Source organism: Falsiroseomonas sp., from assembly GCF_041690465.1.
Taxonomy (GTDB): domain Bacteria; phylum Pseudomonadota; class Alphaproteobacteria; order Acetobacterales; family Acetobacteraceae; genus Falsiroseomonas.
In genome coordinates, this window is sequence record NZ_JAWLHG010000083.1 from 1 (window position 1) to 8,232 (window position 8,232).

Consider the following 8,232-nt stretch of genomic DNA (forward strand, 5'->3'; position numbering starts at 1 on the left):
ACCACCAACACCACGCCACCCAACCAGGATGACACAGCACCAGATCAGGTCAGGATAAACCAGACCACTACTTCCCTCGCAGATATACAGCTTGAAAGAGCGAGGAACGACGACCCCTGTTCCCCTTTCGGGGCACCAAGTGCCGCCTGTCCCGATACCGCCGACTGGGCGGGGCAAAGAAGATAGCGGCTCGTCGCCGGATCTTCAAGAGGCCACCGCGTTCGTCGTCGGTGGGCGCTATCTAGTCGGGGGGCCGGGGCCTGTCAAACCCCCTTCGGCGTCTTTCCGCCATCGTGGCGATAGACGGCCCGGTCCGGGCAGCCGCGCAGACGCGCCGCGGCGTCCTGCCCCCTGTGAACAGGGCGGGGTCGCACACCCAAGGGGATGAACCGCTTGGCACCTCCCGCAGGATGCGTTTAGCCTCGTCCGGGCAAGGACCGAGAAGGGAGTGCGGCCATGAAGACCGTCCAGGACATGCTTGCCGCCGCCAATGCCGAGGTGCCGCGGATCCCCGCCGAGGAGGCGAAGGCGATGGCCGGCCAGCCGCAGGTGGTGCTGCTCGATGTGCGCGACGCGGCGGAGGTGAAGGCCTCCGGCAAGGCGAAGGGCGCGCTGGCCGTCTCCCGCGGGCTGCTGGAGTTCCGCGCCGACCCGCAATCGCCGCTGCATGACGCGGCCTTCGACCGGGCCAAGACCATCATCGTCTATTGCGCCTCCGGCGGCCGCTCCGCCCTGGCGGGCAAGACGCTGAAGGACATGGGCTACACGGACGTGCGAAACCTCGGCGGCTTCAAGGATTGGGTCGAGGCCGGCGGCGAGGTGGAGACCGTCTGAGCCCCGCCTACTTCACCCGCCGCGCCTCGAGCGGCCCGGCGATGAGCCGCCGCCCCTCCCGCGTCATCACCACCGAGCGACCGCCGGCGGTCACGATCACCCGCCCATCCGGCTCCTCGGTGTAGGTGCCGGCCTCGGGCGGGGCGCCGGGTTCGGTGACGATCACGCGCGTGGCGTCCAGGAATTCCAGCTTCACCTGCGGTCCCTCATAGATCCGCCCGCGCAGCCGCCCCGCCTCGGCGCGGTTCACCGCCGCCAGGATGGCGCCGCGCCGTTCCGTCGCCAGTGCCGAGAAACGCGCCTTCTCCGCCGCCGCCGAATCCGGCCAACCGGCGATGCCGCCCAGCACCACGCCGTCGATCAGCGCCAGCGAGTCGTCGGTCTCCGGTAGCCGGGCAAGCTCGGCGCGGAAGCCGGGCAGCGTGGCCTCGGCGATCTGCCCCCGGCGCGTGCCGGCGGCCTCCCTCACCCGCGCCGCCTGCTCGGGCGGCAGCAGTTCCAGGGCCTGGGGCGGCGCCACGCGGTCCAGCGCAGCGAAGCCTTCCGGCGCCGCTGGCACGGCAGCGATCTGGCGCCGCATCTCCGTCGCCACCTCGGCGCCGAGCGCCAGCCGCCGCGCCGCTGCCGCCTCCTGCACGCGGCGGACACCTCCCGGGCCGATCAGCACGAGCGTCGGCGGGTTCGGCTCGGTTTCCAGCGTACGCAGCGCGCGCAGCGCCGCGGGCGTGGCCGGGAGCTGCGCCACGGCGGCGAGGGTCTGCTCCACCAGCGAGGTGCCGATCTCACCCCGGCGCTTGGCGATCGCGGCGTCCACCGCGCGCATCCCCTCGGCGCCGATCGCAGCGGCGTATTGCTGCGTCGCCCGCTGCCGCACCTGGTTCAGCCGCTGGGCCGCCATCGGGTCGGCCGGCACGGCCGCCACCTGCTGCAGCAACTCCCCGCGCAGCGCGGTGCCGATCGCCGCGCGCCGCGCCGCGAAGCCCGCCTCCACCCGCGCCGCCTCCGCCTCGCCAAGCGCGGGGCCCTGCTCCACAAGGCCGCGTGCCTGTCGCTCCAGCGCCTGCAGGCCGGCGAGCGTCGGCGGCACCGTCCCGGCCTCGGCCAGCAGCGCGTCGCCCAGCCCCTTGCGCAGCGCCGGCAGGCGGGAAGCGGCCGGGCCGAGCAGGGCGGCGAATTCCGCCTCCGGCACATCGCGCAGCGCCGCCAGCAGGTTGCGCGCGTGGTTGCGGCCCTCGCCGCCGAGGCCGCGGATCGCCTGGTCGGCCTGCGCCGCCGTCTCAGGCTTCTCCGCCGCCTCGGACAGCGCCAGGTGGAAGCGCAGCAGCGGCAGCGAGGCGGGCTCCTCCCCCAGCGCGCCGAGCAGCCGCGGCACCGCGGCCCGCGCCTCGGCCAGCGCCGCCAGGTAGTTCGGCACCTCGCGTTGGGCATGGATGCGCAGCCGCGAAAGGGCGCCGCCGGCCTCCCGGTTGCCGGCGCGGCGCAGCGTGTCGCCACAGGCGGCGAGGTGCGGCGCCAGCGCGCGCGCCTCGTCCGGCGTCCATTCCAGCACCGGCTTGCCGAACAGCGCCGCAGTCGCCGGCTCGGCGAACAGCGCGCTGAACCGCTCCCGGCGGTTGAGGCCGTTCGGCGACCAGCCCTCGCGCCGCTCGTAGCCCTCGACCCATTGCGCGATGGCCTCGCAGGCCGGCTGCGGCAGCTCGGCCCGGGCGGGGCCGGCGAAGGGCGCGAGCAGCACCACGGGCAGCAGCAGGTGTCGAATTTGGCGCATCGCGGCCTCCCTCCTTTCCGGTCGATGCGATTCTGCAATCTGTGCGGCCGCGAGGCCACCCCCGCGGGGCTGGCCCTCACGTCGGCGTGATCAACGATGGCGGAACTCGTCCCATTTTCTCCCCAGACCGCGCGATGATCGCGCCGGGATCGGTGGTGCCTGGCGTTTCGCCGCGCGCAGCCAGGACGGGCTGTCTTGGCGAGCACCGCGGAGCGGCAGGCGCCGCCGAGACCAGGCGCGGGCGCGTGCGGATGGCGAGCGAGACGGGCTTGGCGGCAGCCACCGGCGGCGGCATGCAGGCGGGGCCGCGCCAGACCACCGAGGGGAAACCATCCATGTCGCCCGAGATCCTTGCCCAGCTCGCGCCCACCGGGGTGCTCCGCGCCGGCATCAACATGAGCAACTTCCTGCTCGTCAGCAGCCGCACGCCGGATGGCGGCCCGGCCGGTGTCTCGCCCGACATGGCCGCGGCCATCGCCAAGCGGCTGGGCGTGCCGGTGCGCTACCTGCCCTATCCCCGCCCGGGCGAGCTGGCCGATGCGGTGGCGAACCGCGAATGGGACATCGGCCTGATCGGCGCCGAGCCGCAGCGCGCCGAGAAGATCGCCTTCACCCCCGCCTATGCCGAGATCCAGGCGACCTACATGGTCCCCCCCGGCTCTCCCCTCACCCGCATCGAGGAGGTGGACCGCGCCGGCGTGCGCATCGCCGTGGCCGCCCGCGCGGCCTACGACCTCTGGCTGGAGCGCAACATCCGCGAGGCGACGCTGATGCGCGCCAGCGGCCTCGACGCATCCTTCGCGCTGTTCCAGGAACAGGGGCTGGAGGCGCTAGCCGGGCTGCGGCCGAAGCTGCTCTCCGATGTCGAGAAGATGCCGGGTGCGCGCATCCTCGAGGGGCAGTTCATGGCGGTGCAGCAGGCGGTCGGCACGCCGCGCGGCAACCCCGCCGCCGAGGCCTTCCTGCGCGACTTCGTGGAGGAGGCGAAGGCCAGCGGGCTGGTGGCCCGGCTGATCGAGAAGCATGGCGTGTCGGGGTTGTCGGTAGCACCAAAGTCGTAACGAAATTGGGGCTCCCCGCCGGGGAGCTTGAAGCTCCCCGGGCCCCTCCATTCGTTTCGGCAAGACACCCGAGCGCTATCGCTGGACTCTTTACGTCCTTGTGGTAGCGAATCGGGCATGGACCCGACCACCAAACGGCGAGGCCTACTCGGCGGCGCGGCGCTTGCCCTCGCCGGCCTTGTCACCCGCCCGGCCGAGGCCGTCCGCCGCCCCGGTGACCGATCCCGCGCGATCTGGATCCGCAACCAGGCCGGCGAGGAGGTGCGCGCCGCCTATGTCCGCCCCGACGGCCAGATCGACTGGCAGGTGGTCGCGCGCCTCAAGCGCCTGTTCCGCGACCTGCGCCGCAACCAGGAAGGACCGATGCCGGTGCTGCTGCTGGACATGCTCGGCCAGGTGCAGGCGCGCTGGGGGGCGCAGCAGCCGCTGATCCTGCTGTCGGGCTACCGCACCGCGCAGACCAACAACGCGCTGGAAGGTGCCGCCCGCAACAGCCGCCACCTGGAAGGCCAGGCCGCCGACATCCGCATACCCGGCGTGCCGATGGCGCAGCTGGCGGCGGCAGCGGCGAACGTCTCCTGGCGCTACAACGATCTCGGCATCGGGACGTATCCGAGCTTCGTGCATCTCGACATCGGGCCGCGGCGGGGGTGGCGCGGCGGCGGCGGCACGTCCTGAAGTAAGCTGGATGCCATGGCGCCGTTGGGCCCCGGGGAGGGTTGCTCTGCGGGTGAGATCGCCTGCAGTTGGAGAGCAGTCAGCGGAATCGAGCCGTTAAGCAGAGCGATTACTCTGGGGAAACGGCCGGTGATGCGAAGGCTCTGCCAGATTTAAATCTGATCTCCACGGAATGCGGCCAGCATGGAAAATTTTCTGGTTGGAATTGCCGACTTTGCCTGAAATGCTGATTTCATTCTGGACGTGCGCTTATCGTCGTATTCTCAAAACCCCTCACGCCGCGATCGCCACCCCCGGCGCGACCGCCCGCTGGAACCCCTCCGCGACATGCGCCGCCAGCGCATCCACCGCCGGCACGCCCACCGCCGCCTCGTGGCGCAACAGAAGAATCCCCATCTCCGGCAGCGCCGGCAGGCCCTCCGCCTCGCCGAGCCAGGCCAGCCCCTGCGGCAGCGTGCAGGGCGTGCTGACGGTGATCGCCAGCCCCGCCAGCGCCACGGTGAAGCAGCCGGTCTGCGTCGCGGAATTGTAGGTCACCCGCGCCGCCCGTCCCTCCCGCCGCAGCGCTCCCAGCGCCGTGTTGCGCCACACGCAGGAATTGTCGGGCCGGGAGAGCGCCAGCGGCAGCGGGTCGCGCTTGTGCAGGCCATGCGTCGGGCTGCCCACCCAGCGCAGCGGCCCGCGCCACACGCGCTGCGCCGGCCAGCCGCGCGGCTCCTGTCCCTCGCTGATCAGCGTCAGGTCCAGCCGACCCTCGGCGATCTGCTCCGCCAGCACGTCGGAATTCATGCAGGTGACGTCGAGCTCGACCGCCGGATGCGCCTCCGCGAAGCGGGCCAGGATGTCGGGCAGCCATTGCAGCGCGTAGTCGTCCGGCGTGCCGAGCCGCACCGTGCCGACCATCGGCGGGCTGCGGAAATTGCCGATGATCTCGTCGTTCAGCGCCAGGAAGGCGCGCGCCCGGTCCAGCAGCCACATCCCCTGCGGCGTCGGCTGCACCCCTTTCGGCGTGCGCACCAGCAAGGGCTGGCCGAGCGTCTCCTCCAGCCGGCGGATCTGCATCGAGACCGCCGATTGCGTGCGGCCCACGCGCTCGGCGGCGCGGGTGAAGGAGCCGCCCTCGGCGATCAGCACGAAGGCGCGCAACAGGTCGGGGTCGAGCCCCGGGGGCAGGGCGAACATGGCATGAGCATCAATCCCCCTGATGCGTGCCGTCAATACAATTCGTTTTACTGATGCCTGCCGAAGCGGGAAGGTCGGGGCGCCTTCAGTGAGGGAAAGGAACCCCAGAGATGTCCGGCCATGTGCTCTCCCGCCCCATCGCGGCCGCCCGGTCGCGTCGGCAGAAGGCGGGCTGGCTTGCCTGGCTCGCCGAGGCGATGCGCGCGATCGAGACGCGCCGCGACCTCGCCGGGATGGACGACCGCATGCTGAAGGATATCGGCGTCAGCCGCGGCGATGCGCTGGAGGAGGCGAACCGAGCCCCCTGGGATCTCGGCCCGCGTCCGCACCAGCCCTGGGATCTGCGGTAAGAGGTATCACTCCGTCCCGCTCTGGCCGTCGCGCGCCTTGTCGGGCAGGCGGCCGACGGGGCGGATTTCCACCGGCGCCACCCCCGCCTCCACCATGCCGAGTTCCTCGGCGGTGCGCGGCGAGACATCGAGGATGCGGCCGCCGGCATAGGGGCCGCGATCCTCGATCACCACGCGCCTGGTCTCGCCGTTCCGCAGGTTGGTCACATCCGCCACGGTGCCGAGCGGCAGGGTGCGGCTGGCGGCGGCGTTGGATTGCGGGTCGAAGCGGTCGCCATTGGCCATCGGGCGGCCGGTGAAGTTCTCCGGGTGGTAGAAGGAGGCCCGGCCGCGCTGGACCTGGGACTGTTCGGCGAGCGCACCGGCGGCGGGCGCCAGCAGCGCCAGGGCAAGAATGATCCTTGGAAGCATGTTGCGTTCTCCTGATCCGGACCCGCCCCCCCGGGCCTGCAATCAGGACGCGATAGCTTCACCGCCGGTTCCCACGCAGCCGTGAGGCGAACGGTTCCAGCAGGCCGGCCTCAGCGCGGCGCGATCCGCTCGGCCTCCGCCAGGGCGGCCCCGATCGAGAGCAGGAACACCTCCCGTCCCGCGCGCCCGCGGGCCAGCCCGTCCAGGTCCATGCCGGAGAGCGCGGCCAGCAGTGGCGCGGCGCCCGGCTGCGGCAGGGCGGTGACCAGGCCGAGCAGGCGCCCCTGCCCGTCCAGCGCCGGCCCGCCGGAATAGCCGAGCAGCGCGCCGAGCCTTGCGGTGAAGCCCGGGCCATGGCCGGGCAGCGTCGCGGCGGGCCGCACCACCTCCCCCGCCGCCACCGCCGGCCCGGCCGAGGGCGCGCCCATCGCCCAGAGCGGCTGTCCGGCCGTCGGCGGGGCCGCGGCCACGGCCACCGGCCGCATCAACCCGGGCGGGATCTCCAGCACCGCCAGGTCCATCCGGTCGCTGCGCGCGAGCAGCCGCGCCGTGCCGCCCGCGGCCCCGTCGCCGCGGCGGAAGCCGAGCGCCTCGACCCCCACGGGAACGACATGGGCGTTGGTCAGCAGCCGGTCCGGCGCGACCGCCACCGCGGAGCCGACCGGCATGCCGGTGGCCGAGAGCTGGGCGAAGCCCTGCGCCGCCACCGACTCGGCCGGGGTGCCGCGCGCCTCCTCCGCCGGCAGGCGCGCGCAGGCGCCGAGCAGGGCCACCGCGAGCAAGGCGGGGAGCAGGGACCGAAGCCGCGAGAGGGCTGCTACGACTCGCATGGGGTGTTCCTCGCCGTGCGATCCGGAGTTGAAGGTCGCCCTGGTTAAGGAAGGGTAAAAGGCACATCCGGGTGAATTGCGGATGATTGCCGGGGCGGATGGAACAGCCCTCGCAAGTGACTGCAATCACTGGAAGTCCCAATAAAATCTGTGGATTGCACACGCAATCCGCTTGACCTCGGCCGCCTCGCTGCCAGAACATATAGCGAACGAAGGTCGCCATGGATCCGGACCCCTCCCCCTACCCCCTGCCGCCCGAGCCCCTGCCGATGGACCGGCCCGCGCTGCTCGCTGCGCTGCGCGCCCGCATCGGCCGGCTGGAGCGCGCCGGCGCCGCCGCGGCGCTGGCCCGCTCCCAGGCGGGGGTGGTGAATTTGTCCGAAACCCTCGACGCCCACCTGCCCGCCGGCGGCCTCGCCCGCGCCGGCCTGCACGAGATCCTGGCCGCCGAGCCCGGCGCGGCCGCCGGCTTCGCCGCCGTCATCCTCGGCCGCACCGGCGGGCCGGTGCTGTGGATCGGCCCCGAGCCCGACGCCTGGCCGCCCGGCCTGGCACGCTACGGCCTCTCGCCCGCCGAACTCGTCCTGGTCCGCGCGCCGCGCCCCGCCGACGGGCTCTGGGCGATGGAGGAAGCGCTGCGCTGCCCGGCGGTAACGGGCGCGCTGCTGAATTTGTCCGAACTCGACATCACCGCCGCCCGCCGCCTGCAACTCGCCGCCGAGGCCGGCGGCGCGCTCGGCCTGCTGCTGCGCCCCGACACCGAGGAAGCCGGCCCCTCCGCCGCGCTGACCCGCTGGCGCGTCGGCGCCCTGCCTGGCACCGGCACCGGCCACAGCCTCGGCGACCCGCGCTGGCAACTCGACCTGCTGCGCTGCCGCGGCGGCACCTCCCACGCCTGGACCGTGACCTGGCGCACCACCACCGACCGCCTCGACACCGACACCACCACCGACAGCACCCCCCTGGCCACCCCCACCCGCCGCCGCCGCGCATGACCCGCCGCCGCGCCGCCCACCCGCCACGCCTGCCGCTGCCAGGGCTGGGGCTGGATGACGCGGTGGCTCGGGTTGTTTGCGGGGGCGCTGCCCCCGCGCCCCCGCCGGGGAGCTTGAAGCTCC

Annotated in this window: 9 protein-coding genes; 5 read left to right on the forward strand and 4 right to left on the reverse strand. The window is 73.1% G+C overall.

The genetic code is table 11. The features are described 5' to 3' along the window. The first annotated feature begins 456 nt into the window (after nucleotides 1-456). On the forward strand, nucleotides 457-834 hold the full coding sequence (locus ACESM1_RS29775) for a rhodanese-like domain-containing protein (RefSeq protein WP_372624935.1): 378 nt from the start codon (nucleotides 457-459) through the stop codon (nucleotides 832-834). Nucleotides 835-841: 7 nt separating this feature from the next. Here ACESM1_RS29775 and ACESM1_RS29780 read toward each other — a convergent pair whose 3' ends face one another. Beyond that, nucleotides 842-2,602, reverse strand: coding sequence for a hypothetical protein (locus ACESM1_RS29780; RefSeq protein ID WP_372624937.1), 1,761 nt, complete (start codon nucleotides 2,600-2,602; stop codon nucleotides 842-844). 251 nt (nucleotides 2,603-2,853) lie between these two features. On the opposite strand from ACESM1_RS29780, the gene ACESM1_RS29785 reads away from it, so the two are divergent. Together ACESM1_RS29785 and ACESM1_RS29790 are read left to right on the forward strand one after the other, a co-directional pair. Then, on the forward strand, nucleotides 2,854-3,663 hold the full coding sequence (locus tag ACESM1_RS29785) for a transporter substrate-binding domain-containing protein (protein WP_372624939.1): 810 nt from the start codon (nucleotides 2,854-2,856) through the stop codon (nucleotides 3,661-3,663). Between the two features lie 117 nt (nucleotides 3,664-3,780). Then, nucleotides 3,781-4,341: a YcbK family protein gene (locus ACESM1_RS29790; protein WP_372624941.1), complete on the forward strand. Its 561-nt coding sequence runs from the start codon at nucleotides 3,781-3,783 to the stop codon at nucleotides 4,339-4,341. A 273-nt stretch (nucleotides 4,342-4,614) separates the two neighbouring features. On the opposite strand, the gene ACESM1_RS29795 is transcribed toward ACESM1_RS29790, so the two are convergent. Then, entirely contained in the window at nucleotides 4,615-5,523 is a 909-nt protein-coding gene (locus tag ACESM1_RS29795) for a LysR family transcriptional regulator (protein ID WP_372624943.1), read from the reverse strand. Nucleotides 5,524-5,633: 110 nt separating this feature from the next. Here ACESM1_RS29795 and ACESM1_RS29800 point away from each other — a divergent pair, with 110 nt between their 5' ends. Next, complete coding sequence (locus ACESM1_RS29800) at nucleotides 5,634-5,873, forward strand: DUF1127 domain-containing protein (protein ID WP_372624945.1); 240 nt, start codon at nucleotides 5,634-5,636, stop codon at nucleotides 5,871-5,873. A gap of 6 nt (nucleotides 5,874-5,879) precedes the next feature. On the opposite strand, the gene ACESM1_RS29805 is transcribed toward ACESM1_RS29800, so the two are convergent. Together ACESM1_RS29805 and ACESM1_RS29810 are read right to left on the reverse strand one after the other, a co-directional pair. Next, nucleotides 5,880-6,284 (reverse strand): septal ring lytic transglycosylase RlpA family protein, encoded by a 405-nt coding sequence (locus tag ACESM1_RS29805; protein ID WP_372624947.1) that lies wholly within the window; start codon nucleotides 6,282-6,284, stop codon nucleotides 5,880-5,882. A gap of 110 nt (nucleotides 6,285-6,394) precedes the next feature. After that, on the reverse strand, nucleotides 6,395-7,114 hold the full coding sequence (locus tag ACESM1_RS29810) for a serine protease (protein WP_372624949.1): 720 nt from the start codon (nucleotides 7,112-7,114) through the stop codon (nucleotides 6,395-6,397). Between the two features lie 221 nt (nucleotides 7,115-7,335). Between ACESM1_RS29810 and ACESM1_RS29815 the strand changes: the two genes are divergently transcribed. After that, nucleotides 7,336-8,109 carry an ImuA family protein gene (locus ACESM1_RS29815; protein WP_372624951.1) on the forward strand — a complete coding sequence of 258 codons (774 nt, stop codon included), beginning with the start codon at nucleotides 7,336-7,338 and terminating at the stop codon, nucleotides 8,107-8,109. Nucleotides 8,110-8,232: the final 123 nt, after the last annotated feature.